At 43.9% G+C, this 22,227-nt stretch carries 15 protein-coding genes and 1 pseudogene; 1 reads left to right on the forward strand and 15 read right to left on the reverse strand.

Features of this window, described 5'->3' with window-relative positions:
- Positions 1 to 24: 24 nt before the first annotated feature.
- The 5 genes from BUA44_RS14010 to purD form a co-directional block, all read right to left on the reverse strand.
- A complete protein-coding gene (locus BUA44_RS14010) occupies positions 25 to 1,755 on the reverse strand; it encodes a maltotransferase domain-containing protein (protein WP_072813281.1) in 1,731 nt (576 codons plus the stop codon).
- Positions 1,756 to 1,826: 71 nt separating this feature from the next.
- Complete coding sequence (locus BUA44_RS14015; protein WP_072813282.1) at positions 1,827 to 2,750, reverse strand: hypothetical protein; 924 nt, start codon at positions 2,748 to 2,750, stop codon at positions 1,827 to 1,829.
- A 114-nt stretch (positions 2,751 to 2,864) separates the two neighbouring features.
- Complete coding sequence (locus tag BUA44_RS14020) at positions 2,865 to 3,644, reverse strand: DUF3108 domain-containing protein (protein WP_083579646.1); 780 nt, start codon at positions 3,642 to 3,644, stop codon at positions 2,865 to 2,867.
- Positions 3,645 to 3,726: 82 nt separating this feature from the next.
- Entirely contained in the window at positions 3,727 to 4,206 is a 480-nt protein-coding gene (gene purE, locus BUA44_RS14025; RefSeq protein WP_072813314.1) for a 5-(carboxyamino)imidazole ribonucleotide mutase, read from the reverse strand.
- A 117-nt stretch (positions 4,207 to 4,323) separates the two neighbouring features.
- Positions 4,324 to 5,610 carry a phosphoribosylamine--glycine ligase gene (gene purD, locus BUA44_RS14030; protein WP_072813283.1) on the reverse strand — a complete coding sequence of 429 codons (1,287 nt, stop codon included), beginning with the start codon at positions 5,608 to 5,610 and terminating at the stop codon, positions 4,324 to 4,326.
- A 123-nt stretch (positions 5,611 to 5,733) separates the two neighbouring features.
- Between purD and BUA44_RS14035 the strand changes: the two genes are divergently transcribed.
- Entirely contained in the window at positions 5,734 to 6,258 is a 525-nt protein-coding gene (locus BUA44_RS14035) for a hypothetical protein (protein ID WP_072813284.1), read from the forward strand.
- A 27-nt stretch (positions 6,259 to 6,285) separates the two neighbouring features.
- Here BUA44_RS14035 and BUA44_RS14040 read toward each other — a convergent pair whose 3' ends face one another.
- From BUA44_RS14040 to BUA44_RS14085, 10 genes and pseudogenes are all read right to left on the reverse strand, one after another.
- The gene (locus BUA44_RS14040) at positions 6,286 to 6,621 is read right to left on the reverse strand and encodes a hypothetical protein (protein WP_072813285.1); all 336 of its coding nucleotides are present in this window, start codon (positions 6,619 to 6,621) and stop codon (positions 6,286 to 6,288) included.
- 220 nt (positions 6,622 to 6,841) lie between these two features.
- Positions 6,842 to 7,486: pseudogene (locus BUA44_RS16170) on the reverse strand (BRO family protein).
- Between the two features lie 204 nt (positions 7,487 to 7,690).
- Complete coding sequence (locus BUA44_RS14050; RefSeq protein WP_072813286.1) at positions 7,691 to 8,923, reverse strand: hypothetical protein; 1,233 nt, start codon at positions 8,921 to 8,923, stop codon at positions 7,691 to 7,693.
- Between the two features lie 71 nt (positions 8,924 to 8,994).
- The gene (locus BUA44_RS14055) at positions 8,995 to 10,731 is read right to left on the reverse strand and encodes an ATP-binding protein (protein WP_072813287.1); all 1,737 of its coding nucleotides are present in this window, start codon (positions 10,729 to 10,731) and stop codon (positions 8,995 to 8,997) included.
- Positions 10,732 to 10,841: 110 nt separating this feature from the next.
- The gene (locus BUA44_RS14060; protein WP_083579647.1) at positions 10,842 to 13,586 is read right to left on the reverse strand and encodes an AAA domain-containing protein; all 2,745 of its coding nucleotides are present in this window, start codon (positions 13,584 to 13,586) and stop codon (positions 10,842 to 10,844) included.
- A gap of 11 nt (positions 13,587 to 13,597) precedes the next feature.
- Complete coding sequence (locus BUA44_RS14065; RefSeq protein WP_072813289.1) at positions 13,598 to 15,067, reverse strand: ATP-binding protein; 1,470 nt, start codon at positions 15,065 to 15,067, stop codon at positions 13,598 to 13,600.
- A 63-nt stretch (positions 15,068 to 15,130) separates the two neighbouring features.
- Positions 15,131 to 15,268, reverse strand: a complete 138-nt coding sequence (locus BUA44_RS16175) for a DUF4357 domain-containing protein (protein WP_369806422.1) — start codon at positions 15,266 to 15,268, stop codon at positions 15,131 to 15,133.
- Between the two features lie 27 nt (positions 15,269 to 15,295).
- Entirely contained in the window at positions 15,296 to 17,521 is a 2,226-nt protein-coding gene (locus tag BUA44_RS14075) for a hypothetical protein (protein ID WP_072813290.1), read from the reverse strand.
- The gene (locus tag BUA44_RS14080) at positions 17,511 to 20,999 is read right to left on the reverse strand and encodes a hypothetical protein (RefSeq protein ID WP_072813291.1); all 3,489 of its coding nucleotides are present in this window, start codon (positions 20,997 to 20,999) and stop codon (positions 17,511 to 17,513) included. The genes BUA44_RS14075 and BUA44_RS14080 overlap by 11 nt, the downstream gene beginning before the upstream one ends.
- A gap of 305 nt (positions 21,000 to 21,304) precedes the next feature.
- Complete coding sequence (locus tag BUA44_RS14085; protein WP_072813292.1) at positions 21,305 to 22,225, reverse strand: nucleotidyltransferase family protein; 921 nt, start codon at positions 22,223 to 22,225, stop codon at positions 21,305 to 21,307.
- Positions 22,226 to 22,227 lie beyond the last annotated feature (2 nt).

Here is a 22,227-nt window from a genome sequence, read left to right on the forward strand (position 1 = left end):
CTCGCAATAACACGCAAATTTACGCTAGATTTTCTTGAGCACGAGCAGGTGGCCGGGCGCCTTCGCGGGGTCAAGACGCACGAAGTTCCTGTTGCCGCGCCATACGAAGCTCTCGTCGGTAATCAGGTCCTTCAAGAAGAAGAACGAATCCTGCGAAAGACCGAGCTTTGCCATGTCGAGTTCCACCATGCCTTCCTGCGCGTTGTCCATGTCCATGTTGCATACGCACAAGATAACGTCGTCACCAGTCTTCTTGGAATAGACCATCAGCTGGTCGTTCGCGCAGTAGTGGAAGTCCAGGTTGTCGTATTCCTGCAGGGCAACGTGTTCCTGGCGGGCGGTGTTCACGCGGCGCACAAAGTCCTGGATACCCGGGCCCTTCCAGTTGTGGACCTTGTACTGGTACTTTTCGCTGTCGGCAAGTTCTTCCTTGACCGGCGAGGGGATGTTTTCGCACAGCTCGTAGCCGTTGTACATGCCGGTGAGGCTCGAAAGCGTACCCGCGAGGAAATAGCGCTGCTTGAACGCGTTCGGACCCTTGTACGCGAGGTACTTCGGGAAAATATCCGGCGTCGTCGGGAAGAAGATTCCGCGCATGTATTCCTTCGCATCGCTCTGCGTGAGTTCCTTGAGGTACTGCTCGAATTCCCACTTGGCGCTACGCCAGGCGAAATACGTGTAGCTCATGTCGAAACCCGACTTTGCAAGGCGGTGCATCATCTTCGGGCGGGTAAAGGCCTCGGCGAGGAAAACGAGTTCCGGGCGCTTTTCCTTCACGTCGGCGATGAGCCATTCCCAGAACGGGAACGGCTTGGTGTGCGGGTTGTCGATACGGAAAATCTCGATGCCCTTGTCGGCCCAGAACAAGATAATGTTCTCGATTTCCTGCCACAGCGCCTTGTAGTTGTCGTTGTAGTAGTCGAACGGGTAGATGTCCTCGTACTTCTTGGGCGGGTTTTCCGCAAACTTGATGCTGCCGTCCGGTTCGTGGTAGAACCATTCCGGGTGGCTCTTCACATACGGGTGGTCGGGGCTGCAGTTGAGCGCAATGTCGAGCGCGAGGCGGAGTCCCTTGCTGCGGGCGGTCTTCGCGAAATGCTCGAAGTCCTTCATGCTGCCGAGTTCCGGGTCCACGTCGTAGTGGCCGCCGTTCTTGTTACCCACGGCATACGGGCATCCCGGTTCAATCGGCTTACCCTTCTTGTCGGTCTTTGCATGCAGGGCGTTGTTCGCACCCTTGCGGTTCGTGACGCCAATCGGGTGGATAGGAACTAGATAAACGGTATCGAACCCGAGACCCGCGATGTAGTCGAGTTGCTTTTCGCAGTCCTTCCAGGTGGCACTCTTCTTGGGGTCGGTGCCCTGGCTCTTGGGCCACATCTCGTACCACGTGCCGATGCGGCTGTAGGTCGGGTCCACGCGGAGCATCATCACCGGGCTTTCGGTCGGCACGTCCTTCGGGGCTATTGTCCACGCGCAAATCTTGTATTCGTAGTAGCCGATGTTGTTGACCGTGAAGGAGCCTTCCCACTGGTCGTTGTCCACGAAGTGCATGGGAGCCTTCTCCCACTTCTTCTTGCTCACGTGGCGGTAGAAAATCGCGGCGTCGTACTTTTCGTGACTGTGGCGGAAGATGTCCGCGGTGAGCGTGACGGTATCGCCCGGTTCACGCTTGAGCATAAAACGCCCACCTTCAATCTGGGGGCGGATGTTTTCAATGACGAGATTGTCTTTACGTGTAGGGATTGTAGCCATAGTGAGTGAAAAAATAGCAATAAAAAAGGGCCGCGAGTGCGGTCCCTTGAAAATCCGGTTTCATGCCACGATTAACGGCGGGAAGCGCGTTCGCGTTCCTTCTCGCGTTGGCGGCGACGCTTTTCGGTATCGTCCGGGAAAAATTCCGGCAGGGCATAACCGATGGCAATGCCGAACACGATACCCGTCTTGTTCATACCGTCCTCGTTAACGACGGAAGAGATAATCTTCGAACTACCCGCAGACTGGTAGCGCAGGCTCGGGTTTTCTTCCGGAGTATCCTTCGCGAGTTCCGGAGCGTAGTACATACCCACGGAGAACTGCAGGTAGTACCATTCGTTCGTGAGGTAGGTAATCAGGACATCGAACTGGAAACCGTTGACCGTGATAATCGGGCGAACGCCATCGGCATCCGGTTCCACGCTGTGGTCGAAGTAGACCGTACCGTAGGAGGCGGAAACACCCAGGTGAAGCGGGTTCTTGGGGAACAGGTAGTAGTTGAGACCCACCTTGTAGCCGTAACCACCTTCGAGTTCAATGCCCTCGAAGTCGTTGTCGTCACCCTTGAAAAGCATACCGCCCGAACCATAGAGAGCAAGTCCCCAGCGGGTAATGTACTCGGCACCGATACCGAAGCCCATGCCCATACCGGTTTCACCCATGAACGGGTAGCGGGAACCCATACCGACCTGGAAAACCAAGCGGTCCTTGAGCCAGTTACGACGGCGGAGCGAGTTCGCGTATTCGTCCTGGCGCTGTTCCTCTTCGAACTTCTTGCGGGCTTCCATGTCCTGCTTCTGCGCAGCAGTGAGGGAAGGGCCTTCAGCATCTTCAAAGTCGCTGTCGTCGTCAGACGCCATGGCAGCACCCGAACCACCCTCTTCGGATGCAGCAGCGGGAGCAGACTCAAAGTCGCTATCATCAAATTCATCGTCATCCTGCGCCCAGGCAAGGAACGCGGAAAGACACAGAGTCAAACACAGTTTCTTAAACATTAAAAGCCTCTGATTATAGAATCACTTTTGGAATATAACTTATTATCCGGTTTTTATTCACGCCAAACCTTGTAAAAGTTGCTTAAACTTGCAGAAAATCAACCAAAAACGCCCCTATTCCGCCTTGATGAGCTTCGCCTTGATGCTCCCGAGAGCGATTTCGCACTCCATGAGCACCGGAATCCGGCGGTCGTCGTCCGTGAGCCAGATGAAGATGCGGCCATTGGAATTGAAGATGCCGTCACCGTCGAGCACGGGTTCCACCTTGACCGTGTTCACCGTGCCGATGGATGTCTTAAGCGACTCGCGCCCGTGGACCAGCACCTTCAGTTCGTAACGCTTCTTGCCGCTCACCGCCGAAAAGCGCGATGTGTCCCCGACGGTCAGGGGCATCGTCCGCACGTAGTAGAACGCCGACATGATGCTGTGTTCCATGCCCTGGATAGCGACCGCGGTATCGGCGGAGCGCTTGACCTTGCGGGTCTTCATGTCGGTAAACACCGTGTCGGAGAGCCACGCCTTCTCGCCCTTGCGGTCGAACCGGATGACGGAAGTATTGTGGAACGTGCCCTCGTGGAGGTTCTTGCGGAAGACCTCCGTCATGAGCCCCTTGTTGCGCACGCGGGTATAGACCGTATCGTACACGGGGTAGATGCGCGTGATGGCGCTGTTGCCCTGCGCAAACGAGAGGAACTCCGTCTTGCCTCCGGGGAGCGGCTTCACCTCGAGGGTCGCCGTGCCGGCCGTAATCGGGCCCCAACCGAGACTGAAGGTCAAGCGTTCTCCCTTCATCCACGGGGCCTGGACCTCCGGCAGGTTCGGTTCGCCGGCGAAACAGAACGCGGCAAAGAACACCGTTAGTAAGACGAATTCACGTAAAGAACAAAAGCGCATAAACGAATGTGTGATGTGTAATGTGTGATGTGTGATGCGAAATATCTAATTCCACATTTCACATTACACATTCCACATTGTGTTACCCTTCAATATCTCCGAGGCTCTTGCGGTAAGCAATAAGCTTCTCGCGAACTGCGGGGTCTGCGATGGCGACGATGTGGGCGGCGAGGTAACCGGCGTTCTTGCCGTTGCCGATGCCGACCGTTGCCACCGGGATTCCCGGGGGCATCTGCACGATAGAGTGCAGGGCATCGACGCCGTTGAGCGGGCCGCCGGCGCAGGGCAAGCCAATGACCGGAAGAATCGTGTGCCCTGCGAGCACGCCCGGGAGGGCTGCAGCGAGGCCTGCGACACCGATGAGGACCTGGAGGCCTCGCCCGGCGGCTTCGCGAGCATACTTCGCGGTGGCGTTCGGGGTGCGGTGTGCGGAGAGGATGTTGTATTCCCACACGATGCCGAAGCTGTCGAGCACCGCAGTGATTTTATCTACAGTTTCCTGGTCGGACTTGCTACCCGCAACGATACCGACCTTTGCATTAGGAACTTCGTTAATCTGCATTTTTATTTCCTTGTTCAAATCATACAACAGAGCGCTTTCGATAAGCAAAACGTCCTTAAGCAAGAGATCCTTCGACTTCACTTCGTTTCGCTCAGGATGACACGTTTGGGGATTTTCTTACTTTTTCGCCAGTCGGGCGAGGCCCTTCTTACCGATGTCCTTGCGGTAGAACTTGCCTTCGAACTGAACCTTCTCGGCGGCTTCGTAAGCAATGTCGAGAGCGGCCTGGAGCGTTTCGCCATGGCCCACCACACCGAACACGCGACCACCGTTAGTGACCAGCTTGCCGTCCACCATTTTGGTACCGGCATGGAGCACCTGGGCGCCGTTCTTTTCGGCTTCTTCGATACCCGTCACGACCTTGCCCTTTTCGTAGGAGCCCGGATAACCGGCGCTTGCAAGCACCACGATTGCGGAACTGCCCTTCGGAGCCTTCGGGGCACCAAGCTTGGCAAGTTCGCCCTTTTCGGCAGCGTCGAACAAGGCGAGCACATCGCCGTCGTAGAGCGGGAGCACAATCTGGCATTCAGGGTCGCCGAGGCGGCAGTTGTATTCCACGACCTTCGGGCCCTTCGCAGTCACCATGATGCCCACGTAGAGCACGCCCGTGTAAGGCTTGCCTTCGGCGGCCATGCCCTTGAGCGTCGGTTCGATAATCGTCTTCTTCACTTCGTCGAGGAGAGCGTCCGTGACTACCGGAGCCGGGCTGTAAGCGCCCATGCCACCCGTGTTCGGGCCCTTGTCGTCGTCAAAGACGCGCTTGTGGTCCTGGGCAGAAGAGAGGATCACGTAGTCCTTGCCGTCGCAAACCACGAAGATGGAGGCTTCTTCGCCGTCCATGAATTCTTCAATCACGACCGTCTTGCCGGATTCGCCAAAGACGGCCTTGTCGCCGAGCATTTCTTCCACAGCGTCGTTCGCTTCCTTGTCGGTCATGCAGACGATGGCGCCCTTGCCCGCAGCGAGGCCCGACGCCTTCACCACGATCGGAGCCGGGTGTTCGGCAAGGAACTTCTTCGCGGAGGCGAGATCGGTGAAGGTCTCGAAGGCTGCCGTCGGCACGCCATACTTCTTCATGATATCCTTGCTGAAGGCCTTGGAGCCTTCGAGCGCGGCAGCAGCCGCAGTCGGGCCGAAAGCACGCAGCCCGCGACGACGGAATTCGTCCACCACGCCCGCGACCAGCGGAATTTCGGGGCCGATGACCGCGAGGTCAATCTTTTCGGCCACGGCGAGGTCGGCGATAGCCTTCGGGTCGGCCACATCGACCGGCACGCACTTGCCGAGGTTTGCCATGCCCGGATTGCCCGGAGCGCACACGAGATTGTCGCACAGCGGCGACTTCTTGACTGCAAGAGCGATGGCATGTTCGCGACCACCGCTACCAACGACGAGAATGTTCATAAGCGAGTCCTTATCTTTTGGGAAAAATGTAGAAAAATGCATTATAAGAAATCTGCCAACATACGGAATAATGTATAATTAGAGTTATCCAAGCCCCTCAACACGTCATCTCTGGAGGAAAATATGAAAAGAACCCGCTACTGGGCAGTTACAATCTTAGGCATTATCACCTTATCAATATGCGGTTGTGCAACGGCAAAAGGCTATCATGCACTACCCAGCATTTCCCAAAAAGCAACTTCAGCCCCCGAAGCTTGTATTTTCCTTGCCGTTGACGACACAGCACATTATGAAGGCATTCACAACGCTATAGGCATCAATAATGACAGTTTGTATTTTGAATACAACATCTACAAGAAAACAGATGCCGACCAAGAATATCAAATGTACGAAACCATTCACATTTCCAAAAAGCCACATGACTTGAAAGCGATGTTTTTCCCATACCGAGACAAGAACGGCACTATCAATGACTGCTATATAATAAAGCCGATTTCCAACAACGAAGAGTTAGACGCAATTCCTTTAACATACTACACAACCGATTCAACCTACTTCACACAAATTGAACATCGTTCAATGGAATCGTCCAAAGCAGATACACGGCTTTACAATCTAATTCTTTACGTCGAAAACGTTTCAAAATAGATAGTGCAGCGTTCCGCTGCATTTTTTTCAAAATGCCCAGTATAGACCCAGGCCCCCTAAAGCAGTTATACCTAGGCCACCACCAAGCATCGCACCTCCGTTATCGCCCCCGTCCTTGAGTTCCGCTGCCCCCATCACACCCCAAGAAAACCCGAAAATAACAAGCATAAACGAAATCACGCCTACAAAGGGCTTAAACACGCTAAGATCAGCCTCCGATCTCTCGTTATAGTCAAAATCGTCAGAGGACATAGTCCCTTCATATTCCTGCACCGATAGAACCAGCGGAGGGTTCAGCGACACAGCAAAAGAACTTGTCGCCACCAACGAAAGAGCCAAAAAGAATACTGCTAAAAATTTCATTTAGTTTCTACCTTCTCCATAAAATCCACGAGACTCCAGTTGTCGATTTTACGTTGAATCATCAGTTTTTCCGTTTATCCAACCTTAAAACAACTAATTTTGTCCGTTTTTCCAACTATTTTTACGACATTTTTGCCCATTTTTCCAATTTTAGCAAAAATCCATGTTTTTAATGACATAAACATTTTGCCGACGTCGGCAAAATGGGAGCCGTAGTTTTTCATTTCTTCGCAACGGCTTTTTTACGTTCCTGCTTCAACTTTTTGGCACTGATTTTGGGCGTGGGGAGATTTTCGGGCATTGTTCCGCCAAGTTCGGCAATCGTCTGGCGAACCTTCTTGCCTACGGCATAATGGGTTTCGTTTGCCTGCTCCTTCCCCTTGATGTTTTCACGACGGAGTTTGTCGTCAGTCTGGGTAATGCGGAACAGGTTCGCCGCAAGCTCGGTAGCACCCATGTGGTCCAGGATCTGTTCGTTTTTCTTGAGCCCCTAAATTTCATTCTGCCGGGTTTTAACAGCAAAATATGTTTGACCCAGGGCAATCACTTCTTTGCGGGGGTCTCCGTTCATCACAATCAGGTAACAAGCGTAACGGGAAAGCTTGTAGCTATCCATTTTTCTTTCTGCACCACTTCCGATATTGACCATCTCGCTCACGTGGGCGAAATGGTTTCCTTCATCAAAGCCGGTTTTCCGACATGCTTCGATAGCCTTTTTTATCACGGGTAAGAACTTGCCATATTCGGTATATTCTAAGGCTTTTTGCAATTCCCTTGCATACCAGAATTCAGTTCCATTTTCGTCGGTGTGCTTGATATTCTCGAACGTCTGCTGAGAATAAGTGATAACCTCTTTTTTAGCCATAGGGCCTCCTGCGTTTATTGTTTTTACTAGGAACGCCCTCGCATTACGGCAAAGCCAGATAAAGCAAAAGCGCATCATTCCTTTCTAGGGAATGACGCGCTGGGATGTAATGTACCTAATATTTGAAAAACTGGCAAGAGGGGCAAGAAAATTTTACATTAGGTTGAGCCGCAGTTGTTCGGAAATTCCGAACAGCTGACGAGACTAAATTTTTTCCAGTTCGTCTCTCATGGCGGGACGATTCTTGAACCGCGACAGCCATGATATTTTCAGGCGATTGACTTCCGGGAGGCCGCCTTCGTACTTGAGCAGCTCACCCGCTTCACGGACAACATTCCTGTATTCCTTACGGTTGCTAGCATGTTCCATTGCACCATCCAGATATTCCACGAACATCTTGACAAATTTTGCATTGTACTTGGGGCACAGCGCCTTTCCGTAACGCTTGAAATAAAAAAAGCTCGGCCCAATCGAAAACACCCTGCAAAAAGACGCATAGAGTTCATCCGTCATGTTTTCGTACGCAAGGACATCCATCCGAAAATCCCATTTGGTAATCGAATTCAATAATTCAACCAGAGCGACTTTCCACTGTTGCTTTGGAACAAAGTCCTTGTACTCCTTGTAAAAATCCATTCTGGATTGCGTAACAACCATCGTTTTCAGCATGTCGCCGAACTTTTCTGTTTGGCCTGTCGCACGGTACATTTCTTTCAACTTGGCATGGACCTTTTCTGCAAGCCCCGACCAGTTTTTATGCGTGTCCAGCAAGTGCTTTAGGCATTTCTCGGCTTCTTCGAATTTCGATTCTTCCACCAAAATATCGAACAGCAAAAAGGCGGAATCCGTAAAATTCGCGTAGTCGGCAAGATACTTCTTGACTTCGGAATTGTCCATTTTCAGTTTACGCATTACGGTAGCGCGTGAACGGGCCCAGCCCCCTATGCGGTACGAGCGGATACTGTCACTCTGTTTTTCGCTTTCGATAATCTTGTCGAAATACCTGAGTTTCGCCTTCAGGTCGGCCACACTGTTGAACGCCTCGTTGTACGCGCCCCACAGTTCGTCTTCCACAAGCCACATTTCCGTCTTCAGGATGTTGTTCTCTATCCACTTGCGGCATTCCGTAACGACATCGGCCGACGCCGAATTCAGGAAAAGCATCCAAAGATTCTTGAACTCCGGCAGGAGAATCGACATTTCGCCGTTCGAGTCGTCAATGTTCAGGTTCCCGAGCTTTTTCGTGAAATGGACCAGGACCTTCTTGGCTCCGTCGTTGTTTACAAACAGGCGTTGCCTTTCGATTCGCTCGAAAAGATTCAGCATGTCGTTCATGAAATAGCGCGCGTCGCGGTAAGCGATAAGGCCACCGTCGCGATACCTGCGGACGATGCTATCGAACTGGGCGGTGAGATCTTCAAGTTTTAGGGGTTGCATAGTTTTTTTCGGGGTCATTTTTTCAAAGAATATGTTCTGTTTTTACATGCTCCGTTGAGGGACTGTTTTATCTAACTCTCACCAATCGCCACATATTTCTGGATCCGGCTATTCGGCTTATCCGGAACAGTATAACGTATTCTTTTGTTAAGCAATGGCTTGAGGTACAATTTGTCAAAACTCTTTCGGTCAGACAACTTCAAGAATGCCATCATCTCCTTTTTAGACCGAGGGATTCTACAGAACAAGACCAGTTCATTGCATTTAGTTTGTATATCATCTTGGGGGGTGACTTGGGGGGTGACTTGGGGGGTGACTTGGGGGGTGATCACGTCAAAATCCGAATTCAGCACATAATACACCGAGTCTACCGTTTTGCCCTTTTGTTTCAAAACGCCCATTTTTTTAAGAAAATCAAGGTTTGAATCAGCCAATTTCCGTTTTTCACCGACAATCTGCATATAAGTCAACGTATCAACAGCACCAACTTCACGGGCAAAAATCAAGGCAGAACGCTGACCCTGCGTAAGATTTTCGCCAAAGCCGCTAAGCCAAGCCACGTCACCTTCGTCAAAGAACTTGTGCAAGAGCAACCGAATCGTGAAAGTATCCTTTGTTCTGTCAGACTCAAACGTGGGCATCGAAAGTCCCGCCCCGGTCATCAGGCGACGCATGGTACGAATCCCCGTTCCCTTGAATTCCGCAAGGTTTGTCTCGTGGAGAATCGAGGCAATCAACTGATTTCGCGTATCGCTCCCAGCGGTTCCAATTTCTTCTTGCGCCTTCAGGGAATACCCCGAATTAATTATTTCGATGCGATTGTTGTAGCGGATAATTTGAGTCGGACGGTTATGCCGATACGAACGATGCATAATGGCATTTACTATAGCCTCTCTTATCACGCGTTCCGGCAAGTCGGGTTTTGTCGTCGCGTGTATCTGCCCTTCTTTCAACGAAAAATTTTGAGGCAAATCCGACAAGACCGCATCAATCATCCTGTCAATCTGGAGCATGAGCGGCCCCATGAACTCAATCGCAGAAAAACGTTCATCGACATTTTCTACCCACTCATTTCCACGTACACGAATATAGTCCGTCCGCATCAACGGGTAAAACCTTCGAATAACCCGCTTTGTTCCAAAAAGCATGGCACCCGCAAATGTAAGGTTACCATCTTGCGTCAAGCATTCCAACGATTCCAAAAGTTCCCTGTCACTATAGTTGAGTTCTTCCGCCTTGGGATTAACCTCTTTGCGACATCTGCGGTAATACTTGACGGCATCCAAATCGACATCATCAAAACTTGTATTCTTGACAACAGAAGAATCGAAACTCGTATTATCTTGATAAAAGGCATACAAGTCTTCTTCTGTGCATCGTTGGTCGCTTGACCCGATTCGTCGCCATGCACCTTGCGGTAAACCCACGCTCTTGAAATACAGAGGTTTTTGTTGACTTGGGAGTTCCGGCACGAAAATTTTCAGCACATTCTTGCCATCAAGCTTTTCCACATCGATTCGCGGCCGCACCGACAAATTGAACATGCTCGCGCACCGCGTAGAAATATCCAACTGAGCCTTATCTGGATTTTCAACACCCTCAATCCAAAAACGATTGTCGAGCACCTTGGTATCTTCACCAATTCCTAAAAGAATATACCCACCGCCAAGCCCAGGTTCGTTGCTAAACGAACAGACAGACTCCATCAACGACTGAGCCGAATCGCTTGCGCCCTTAGCCTCAATCCACACGCATTCATCGGATTCGGACAACAGTTTATAGAGTTCTTGTGCAGTGTAGAGTTTCATTGTTTTCCTCTAGTCCATAGATTCCTATTCTACCTAAATATAACTCCATCCACTTGACACAAAGTGACAAAATGCAACTATTTTCCGAGGCTTTTCAATTCCTTTCTGTCCTAATTTACCATATACGCTTTCAACTTGCTTTCAAGCTGTTCGCGTTCGTTGCTTCCCTTGGTAGAAAATCTCACATAATCAATGCCATATCGTTCTAATATACAATCTTTCATACGATCGCGTTCTGCCTGAACAGATTCTTGCTTATGGAAATTCGCGCCATCAATTTCAATTGCCAAAATAGGCGTTTTTGAAATACGGTTCGTAATGAGAAAGTCAATATGCGTTGAAGGATGTTTAGCATAACTGAGCAACGCCTGATTATCCGCTATTTTTGAAAAATCTCGAATTAGATGATTCATTGGATACTCAAAGAATACATCTAAACTTGGACAGGATTTCAAGACATCACGAATCATTCTGTACGCAATGTTTTCCGAAGGATATTTCGAGATACTTTCCATATTCCTGAAATTCGTGCAGCACTTTTGACTAAACAAAACATCGAAAATGGAGTAAACCTTGCTTTCTACAGACTCTCCTGCATTGTATTGAATGTAGCCAATTAGGTCATCAAGAATACTACCCTTTGGCTGTTCCTGTTTAGAAGCTACCAAAATAAACTTGTTCTTTGCTCTTGAAACAGCTACATTTATTATTTGCGGATCTCCGGAAAACTCGGTCAAAACATTATCTACCGTCGAAAAGATTATTGAATCCTTTTCACGGCCTTGAAACTTATGAATGGTCGATATATCAATATTCGGAACAACCTTTCTCAATTCACTGCATTGCTTATTATAAGGAGAAATTATTCCTACATCGGTCGTTTTGAGTGTTGGCATCACTTCTTGAGCAATTGCATCTATCTGTTTCTGGTTGACATTATTTTCTCGACTAGTCGGAGCAGTCCAATGAATTACCAGCGGATTTTGTTCTGTATTGTTAGAAAGAACAACCAGCTGATTGTCATAGAATTTCTGATTACAGAACTCAATAATCTTCGGGTGGCAACGATAATGTTCTTTCAACAAAGTTTTAGCTGCTTCGGGAATAAAGCGACCAATAGAATCTAAGAAACTCACATCTGCACAGTTATACATCTGAGGCACTTTATGCTTTTCAAAAATTTCTTGATACTTTTCTTTTTCTTCTCTTGTCATCACCTTTTCAAGTTGCTTACTATCGCCAACAATCACGGCATTCTTCGCACAAGAAATAGCTAACGCACCCGTAGCAATATCAACCTGCGAAGATTCATCCATAATCACATAGTCAAAAACGGCATTGGGACTAAGCGCACTCTTTGATGCAAACGTAGTGCTGAATACTATCGGGTAATCTTTAAGGAATTCACTCCATTTACGATACAAATCATCTTTTGTATATATGGTTTGTTCTTTTCTCAGATTAAACTTTCGGAAAACATTCTCGTACAAAATTGATTTTGAAAAGCTCTGCAAATCAGACGCGGCATGCTCATTAGCCTTTACAGAATTTTCCAAAGACTTAATGCGATTTCCATATTCAGCCAATCGAATTATAAAACAGAAATTTTCAAGACTTGCTATAATCGCAGCAACATCGCCCTTGAGAAATTTCCAATTAGAAAGCCCCTTAACAAAACGCAGCCAAACACGAGTAAAAAAAGAAAACTTGTTTCTTGACGGGTTATTCTTAAGATTTGATTCTAGTTGGCTTCTAACGGATTCTATATCGAATTGATTCAGATTATTCCGATTTTTAACGGAGTAGTCTAAAATTTTCAATTCATCTAGATAGTCCTTAAAATGCTCATAATTCACTCTCGCACTTTCAAATTCCGTCTTTACGCGAGCTAACTCATTCTGCTCACTAAAAAGCCGTTTTGCGTCGGAAACTTTCTTTAATATGTTCTTTTGCCACGAAGCGAGACTAGGACGATTTTTTTCTATGGGAAGTTCCAATTTTCTAGGCTTTTGCGACTCAATAAAAGCTGTCTTGTTTTCATCTTTACCAAGCATAGCCGAAAGAAAGTCCAATTTGTATTGAGACAATTTCTCTTGAACGTTCTTTATGGCGCTGTTATTGTTGGATACGACTAACGCGGTCTTCCCTTGAATCAGCAAGTTGGCCAGGATATTTAAAATCGTCTGTGTTTTACCGGTTCCTGGAGGACCTTGAATTAGGCTAATTGTATATTTGAACGCATTTTGAGCTGCATTGATTTGGCTGAGGTTGCAACCAAACGGGAAAACAAGACTTCGAGTCTCTGTAGATTGCAAGTCCTTTTGAACGTCGGACTTCAAATAGAGAGCCAACGCGGTATCTTCGCCTTCGTAGATTCCTTTTATTTTATCATATTGCTTTTGCAATAAGGAGGCATCCGTTTTCTTATTATCATTTTCACAAAAATCTTGAACCAACAAAGGATTGTTTGCAGCAACATCTTTCAAATAATTCAAGACGGCACTTTGAAAAGAATCCTTCGTTTCATTCAGGACCTTCAATTCATCATATTTATAGGTTTTAGCCTTATCCTTGAAAACAATATGCCAATATTTTTTGTTCGATTTGGCGTCACAAAACTCATAGATGTTTTCAATATTGTAAAGTTCAATGCCATTTACGGAAATCTTCTGTTTTTTGAAATCATGCTGGCAAGGGTTATTTAGACAAACAACATTACCGGCACTATATTCATAAGCACTACCATTCCGAAAAACAACCTTACATTTCCGGCTAGCATCATCAAAGGAAAGAGATTCGACCTCTTCCGTCTTTATTTCTCCTTTGATTAATACGAGAAGTTCGCGTGGATTCATGATTACACAATCTACTTAGCACAACGAAATACGTATTTTCCCTTGCCTGCGCCCACAACAGGTTCCACTATATTTAGCGTTTTCATCCGCTTTATAAGATTGGTCGCAGTAGCCGGAGCACACTTTAAGATATCCACAATATCGCCAGCACCAAAAACTTGATTTATTTGGATTTCGTTCACAAGTTGCAATATTTTATCCCTTACCGAGGCATTCAACTTAGCATCTAAAATCTCAGATTTGAGCTGAGCAATCCCTAAGTTTTTACCATCAATCCCTAAGTTTTCGTCATCAATCCCTAAGTTTTTCGACCCAAATCCCGAATTTTTAACGATAGCCTTCAAAATGAAAGCATCCTGCCGATATTCTGGTTTCGGCAATCCCTGCGCCTCCATTTCCCGACACATGCGATCAACACCTTCCCCAAAATCCTTCACATACTTGTAGTCCTTCAGGTATTCCGCAATATGCGAATTACGGGCAAAATGAGCGTTTCTGATCGTTTCTATCTTCACTTGGCTCGGAAGGTTCCCCGGAGACTCGACAACAAGATGGTCATCGAACATTTTTATCTGGATTTCCGTCCCCCGAATGGAATAATCTCTATGGGTCACAGCATTGACAACAAGTTCAGTACGGACAAATTCAGGATACTCCTGCTCCGTCGTGAAGATTCCTCCCTTAGTCAGATAAGTCCGTTCCTTAATCTGCGTCTGGATATAGGCGACAGCCTTCTGAACTTGTTCAAGAATCCGCCCCTCAAATGTTACGTCCTTAACAACATTCATTTCCGCACCGAATTTTTCCTCGATTCCCTCATAACGGATGAAACGCACTCTTGCACGCGGGAAGAACAACTGCGGGTTTTTGCCAAAAAGAAGTACTGCGGCAACACTCAAATGAACAACACCCTCTTTTACTTTAGCAAAGTTCTTATTATGCAACAGATACTCACGCGGAGACTTAGAATAGCCGATTAAATTCAAATATTCTTTGAGATAAGCCTCATCAATATCATCATAACCAGATTCCGGCACAAGAACATCTTCAAACGATCGCAAGCCCTTGTCGAAACTGAGAGTCATACGGTCATCGTAAGACAAAATCTTAGACTTGTCGCCAATTCGCAAATAAGCATCATGGGCCTGATTTTCGTGAACGAACGGACTTGCTTCGATATGGAATACCAGTACATGGTTCGCGTGCCCCTTATAATCAACGCACTCAACAAATTCGTGAGCGAAAGGGACTGTCGGCATACAGAAATCCATCGGGACTCGCAGCAGCTCATTTACTTCGCGTTTGTGATGATCGACCCCCTCAATTCTACGAGTCTTGTCTGAAATCCCTACAACGATAATCCCGCCATCCGCATTGGCGAACGCACAGACATGGTTCGAAAAATCGCGCGGAGCAATATTAACGCTCTTGCGGTCAAAAGTCTGAGATTCTTCCATTGCAAGGATTTCTTCTATACGCATATTTTTCCTCTAGGCGTTAAAATAGATTTTTAGACGGGTGGGGGCAATAGATTGAAGCGATACTTATTTTCCGAGGCTTTTCAATTCCTTCCTGTCCTTATTTTTCCAAAAGGTGAGGCCGTTTCGGGCGCCACCGGCAACGAACGCAGCCGCCATTGACGGGGATTCGCATTCGACAATTCTAGAAATGCTTATATAAATGGGTTGCTAACAAGATAAACTTCCTTATTAATCATCCCCAAAGTCTTCGTCTTTTTCGCAAAAAAGAACATATTCATTTAAATACTTCATCGGGAATGGTGTAACGGTGTACTGTCCGTTTCTCACGAATTCTACAGATAGCATATGTTCAAGTTCATTAAAGAATATTGGACCACCTTTATTTACACCGTTCTTGTTCCATGGAATCACATCACGAATAATGCAAGACGTGGAAAGATCGCTCTGCAATGCCTCCTTTTTCTTTCCAACAAAATACTTGAATTGACCATCAAGTGTTATTGACTTTATTCCAAGGAAAGAATTGAAATTTTTATAGAGATTATCCCCACTTTTCATTTGGCCGTGCAAAAGAATAGGGTTTCCATCTTCAGAAGAAACATCATAAAGCCAGTATACAAAATCGCTTATAATTTTCTTCTTAATTAGCGAATGTTTTTTGCCCTCGGAATCGTACATATTCAAGATGTCTTTGTATGAGAGTTCCTTATCGAACGAGTTATGAATATTTTTCCTTAGGTCATTCAGTTCATTCTGCTGTTTATCAGTCAAATTCTCGTGTATTTCAATAAAATCATCTAGATAATTTTCAAGACGGTTCTTTTCAATTTTATTTTCACTATCAGACAGCGAAAGCGTCCTTGAAAGTTCTTCAACATCAGGCAAAGTGAATTGCTTAGTTTTATAGATAATATTTATGTTATTTATGTCATTATATACGATACACTCAATGCCCGAAGATTGGTTCTTAAAGCCTTTGTTGTAATATTCAAAGATTCGATCCAATACATTCCACTCATCATTTTCTGGATATTTCCGGTTGTCAAATACATCAAAATTTAATTTCCCGTCCGTACAAATTTTCATTTTGTAATAGCGGAAACTATAGCACCGCTTTGCGTCATTCCATTTCCCTTTTCCACATTTTACAAACGTCCATTCCTTTAGCTCTTTCCAATTCACAAGTGTAATCTGACGATTAACAACATCGCCTTTAATAATAAGTTCTTGCACTATATTGTGCATTACATCTTTTAGTGTATCGGAATTGACCTTTTCAGCAGAGTTTTCTACCGTGATATGCTGAATAATTTCGTTTTCAGAAAAAAGATTGTGCTGATCTTGGGGCTTATTGAACTCGTCAAAAAGATTTAGTGAAGTAACCTCTTCTGCAGTCGCGTACTCACCAGATTTTTTATCGTGAATAATTTCAATGATGTATTTTCCTTTTTCACGATTATCCGAAACAGATTCCACGCCATATTCAGACTTCAAAAAATTCACCATCCGCGATTGCATTTCCTTCGCATCGGTTCTATTCGGAATTGTATTTACGACACAAATTCCATTCTTATTTACAAAAGTTCCATAATCATAGTTTTCGTAATTAATTCGTTTCTGTTCACAATTTTCATAATTCATAAATGGAATCTGTTCAATAGTGATGAAATCAGAAAGATTCTCTTTCACATCTTTAAGAAATATCGCAATAATTCCGGCCTTCGACTTTCTATAGTTATCTCTTGACAAAAAATCCAAAAACTTTTTTCTTGGTCCCTTTTTACTTAGAGCGCCCTGATCAAAGAAATATTGACCTTTCTTTAAATCAGCATGAAGTTTTCGACGAAATTCTCCAGTTTCCTCATCAAAAAGGAACTTCGGTTCAACATTTCGTTTGCCGTATTTTTTTAACGCATTGACTTCGGAAAAGGTTTCTGTATTGGCTTCCAAAAAAATTGAATTTAAAGCAGTAAAAAACCGGATTCTTAGAAACTCAATTGTTTTTGCATTTGGTTTAATGACAGGTGAATAATACAATTTACCAGTAATATTGTTATATGCAAATATATCGCTTGAACGATTCTTAAGCGAATTCACCAGCAATTGTGCAAGTTCAACATCCCTAATTCCTTCTTTGGAGGTTTCATCTTGACAAAAAAGGTCCCCCTCATTTGCGACCGCAGAATCGTCCTTTGCCTGAATTTCTTGTTTAAACTTGTCAAAGTTGACATTACCCTTATTAAACATGGCAAACCATCGTGTCTTTTGATAATATGCGACGGATTGTGCCTTAAATTGTTCAGCAGGCAAGTCTAAAACATTCTCTTTCAAAAAGAGATCCTTTGTTGCAATCTGGTACACGACAAATTTTGCATCTACCTTCTTGCGGTCAATTTCAACCTTAATATTATTCGTGTAAATCGGAAATTTATTTCCGTCAAGATTATTTGCCATTGTGGACCTCTTCTATAAGCATTTTGATTGCAGCTTCATTCGGCCTCCCCTTCTCATCAATAAGCCAGGGAATCTCTATAATTTTGCCATCTTTATCAGACGATATTACCGATTCTCCTTCTTTTATAATGTTAATCACATAAACTTTTTTAGCTCCAATCGTATTCAATTTCTTTTCGATTTCTGAATGGAATCGTTCTGTGCTCTTTGCAACCGTTCTTTTCCAATGTTTGAAATCTACATACACCCCATCGATGAGCATAAAATCAAAAAATTCAAAATTTGCAGGATCTTCAATTTCCTTCAATGTCAAATTCAATTCTTGTTCAAGAATGAATCTTCCTGCGATTTCTCCAAGAGCACCCTTATAAATGTTATTGAATAGAACAGGAGAAAGAATTAAATCATCTTTTCCGAATTCCGTGGCATAGTGCATTTTTTCAAAATGTTTCTTCATTCCGCTATATAAGAAGAATTGCTGCAATCTTGCAGATTTTTCGCTCACATGGCCAATATTTCGAGCGTATTCTTCATCAAGTCCCTTCTCAAAATCGGAACGATCCTTAAACAGATTGACAATTATTCCTGAAAAATCGCCTTTCTGCGCATAATAGTAATTGGATCTATTTTCAAAATTTTGAATATAGTAGTCACCCAAGATATGATCTTTTTCAGCCAAGTTACTTGGTGCCGTAGGATGTCTAAGTGTGCATTCTCGTAATTCTGTCCAAAGACGCATGCTTTTAAGAGTCCAATCGTGGCGCAGCATGCCCTGAATGTAGGAATTAGCACTTTCAGACTTACGGTTCGCTTCATTTTCTACTAAAGATTTTTCTTCCGGAAGCGATTGTGCAAAATTTGCCGCAATTTCAAAAAGTTTTTTCAATTCCGGATTCATCAAATCTACTCGTACACTCGCAACATCCAATGCAGCAAGCAGAGCATTATTTGTGTAAATGAAAATATCCTTTTTTTTATTGTTGGTGCGACAAAGTCTTCCAACAGCCTGGATGACATCGCGAGTCATTTTGCGTCTTACACTTGTAGAATGTCTCACGACTTCCATTGGTGCATTGTAATCATTCTTATTCGTATAAGCTTTAAAGCCCGCCTGAACAAGCTGATTCAAATCACGGGGACAAATTTCGTTATTTTCGTAAAGATACTTGATTTCAAATAGGAATTCAAGAAGTTCCTTCATCCCGATTTTTTTAACATCGTTAATATTTGTAACGACATTCGTGACATCACCTAAGTAAATTGCGTCAAAATCCTTTACGTCTTGTTTGCGACCAATTTGAACAATAGATTCGCTATCTATATCTCTTTGTGGAATTTTATACTGTAGATTCTGGCCGGCGCCAATAGTTTTATAAGCTGAAAAAACAAAGACCTTTTCACCATTGGCAAGTTCCTTTAAAAGCGAATCCTTTTCGTCTTCAAAATCGCTACCACTTTTTAAGACCTTGATTTTAGGGCTACTTTTCCCATAGACTTTGCAATACTGCTCTACAAATCTTTCAAACACCCCTAAATCAAATGTTGCAAGGTTTCGTTTGGGAAGCGCCATATTCAAGCACAGAAGTGACTCTACATTCTCATTGTCTATGAAATTCTTCAATACAGCGAAGATGTTGCAGTAACGTTTTTGATAATATTCTTTATTGCTTTGCTGTATATCCAGATTTTCCAACATTCTGGAGAAGTTTCGCTCAAGATCTTTGTTTTGTGTTATTTGCCTTAAACGCTCTTGAATGGATTTATTTTCTTCGCCTCGATCAACAGATTCAATATTGACTTTGATTGAGCCATCTTGATAGGGAGACCATTTTTCCTCTTGTGATTTTTTTAAGGATTCGTAAGTATCTTCCGTCAGCGTCAGCAATGAGTCCTTAAGTTCATTCCTTAAATATTTCTGGGAATAATTAGAAAGAACCGAATTGATACGTCCAGTTGCTGAAAGGCCGATTACTTTCGTGTTTTTCGCCAAGAAAAGAAGAATTTTTTCAGGAGTTTCATCAATCTGAATAAAATTGATTTTTGTTTCTTCATTATGTTTGTCACCATCTACAAATTCAAAGAACTTGAACCCTCGATTAAAGAAAGAAAAATCGTCGATAACGGTTTCTTCTTCGCGGATATTTCGAATGGACGACGATGTGATCAAATCATGAAAAATATTGTTCAAATGTTTGCTGCGGAAGTAAGCATCGCAAATAGTATCTACTGCATCCTCTACCGTGTAAGACTCTAAGACAGCATTCTGTTTTTTTCTTTTAATATTTTCTGCAACCGCATAGCGTTCTGCCCAGTTGGCAATAAATCTTGCAAACTCATTCAGGAAATGAGTCACATCACGCAACAAAGAATAGATGTTGATATCGTTGTCAAGGTCGCGATTTTTTTCGTAAACATCTTTATTTTCGTAATAAATCTTAACCTGCTGATTATCGCCATCTTTGACGCATCGGATGTAATGATTATTGTTACTTAAATAACTACGGAATGCACCATCAAAAAACAAGAAACTACGACTACGATCAAATCCATCATTCGTCTTGTAATTGAAATACAGAGCATACTTTTCATACAAGCCCTCTACTTCTTTTTGCAAAGTCTTGAGAGTGCGAAGATAAGGCTTATTTTCGACGTATTTCTCATAGGGGCCGTAAAAGGAACTGGCAGGGCGGTAATCTCGCATTCTCCCATGCAGTTCCTTAACCATGTCCAGGTAGTCATTTTGAGACTCAACAGCCTTTTCTATGATAAATTCTTGAATGGTATCTTTAGATGCGTCAAACTCATCAATAAAAACAATTGAGTTCTTTAAAATATCCGCTGAAATAAACGGATATGAGGGTTTGACCAGCGTATCGTTTCGACGCAAGAACTTACTAATTGACAAAAGATAAATCTTGAAATCATCAGTGAAAACTGTTGGATAGATTTCACCAATCCACCGATATTTTGAATTATGTCGAATGTTATCCTTTTTTTCTTGCTCCGAGCCCTTCATTTGTGTGGTAATGATTTTCCTCAAATATTTTCTAAAAACAACTTCCGCTTCAGAAAGTCGCTTATCCATTTCCTCTCTGTAAATCCCAGGCGTTTTACCATAATTCGGCTCGGTACACGCTTCAACTAAATGGTATAGAGCCTGATATTCGTCTCCTTGGAATTCTTCGGGAACTTTCACCCTGGTGATATTTTCCTTGACGAAATCAACATTGGACTTTATAACCAAAACTTCCTTTTTGTAAAGAACTTCATTATTGTACGCTTTTTTAAGTTCATCTTCTGGAAGATTTTTTAAGAGAGTCGTCGTGAAAAAGATTTTCTTTTTGTTATTGGGATTCCGAGCATAATCGTGAATTGCCTGGCAAGACCAGAACGTTTTGCCACTTCCGGTATTCGGATCAACGAGAAGCAAACCGTTTTTGCGTCCAGAATCAATAAAATCTAAGATATTCTTTTTCATACGTCCTTTTTATCTAGAGGAATCCATTCTAGCTAAATATACTCACAATCAGATGTCACAAAATGTCAAACCGGCGTTTTTCCTAAAAAAATGCGCTTCCTCGTCTAAAAAATCGCCGCTTTTCGTTCAATTTCGCCAATTTTCGTCTAATGTTCGTCAACGTTCCGTCTTTAAAATTGCTATTTAGACGGGAATTATTTTTTCTCATTATTCAATATCCTAATCTTCTTACAAAAATGAGATTTCATTTTAAACGACCGATTGAATCCAACGTAAAAATGCACAGACCTTTAAAAAACTAGTTCTTATAAATCCTTACGAAGTGCATTTTTTTCTGCATTCTCAAATTTTTTTAACAATAATGCAGGAGTCATTTTTGTTATTTCGGGATCTTGAACAAAAAAATAATTAATAAAATAAACCCAATTGTCAACCAACTTTGGCGGAAAGTAAACATCCAAATCAATATACTTTTGAATAACATCATCTCGTTTTATTTTAAACATTTTTTTTGCAATATTATTTTCCTCTTCCTTTATTTTCGTCGAAAAATACGCGCAAATATCTTTATTCATTTCACATTGTCCAAAATCAAGCATTAAATGATTTCGCATCATAGCCATCCACTCTCCTTTCTTATAGTGAGTATAGGCCAACTTATTAAATAAATTACTCATTGTCATATCACACGTTTCAAGCGTAGCAAACAATCCATTCATCATTCTTGATTCAACCGCCAGTTCGTCCCACTCGTCCTTACATTTATATCTCATTAGATGATCAACCTCTAACCATCCCTCTGATAAAACTGTACGAAATTGTATCTCAAATTTCGCCGCAACAAATTCATAATCCGAGCAATTTTTCTTTAGTACATCAAAGTCATTTTTTAAATCTTGCGGAATAGAGTAGACAACATTACATCTTTTCGCTCGAAATGTTTCATGATCAAATAAATCTTTAGATGGCTCTCCTTCTCCAAAAACCATATCACATATCTTTTCCATCAAATCTATGTCCTCTTGAAAATAGGCAACAAGGCGAAAACCAATCAAATCTTCCATTAGATGACTTGCTGAAATATTCTTTCGCTTTATTTTTTCATCCATAGATTTTTTTTCTTTCACTCGAGAAAACAATCTAAAAAGTAAACCAACGCCATCTAGTCGTTCTGTTATTCTTTTTTCTAGCTCATTTTTTATATACAAAAGAGATTGATCTATCATTT

Origin of the sequence: Fibrobacter sp. UWR3, from assembly GCF_900143055.1 — a bacterium.
Lineage (GTDB): Bacteria > Fibrobacterota > Fibrobacteria > Fibrobacterales > Fibrobacteraceae > Fibrobacter.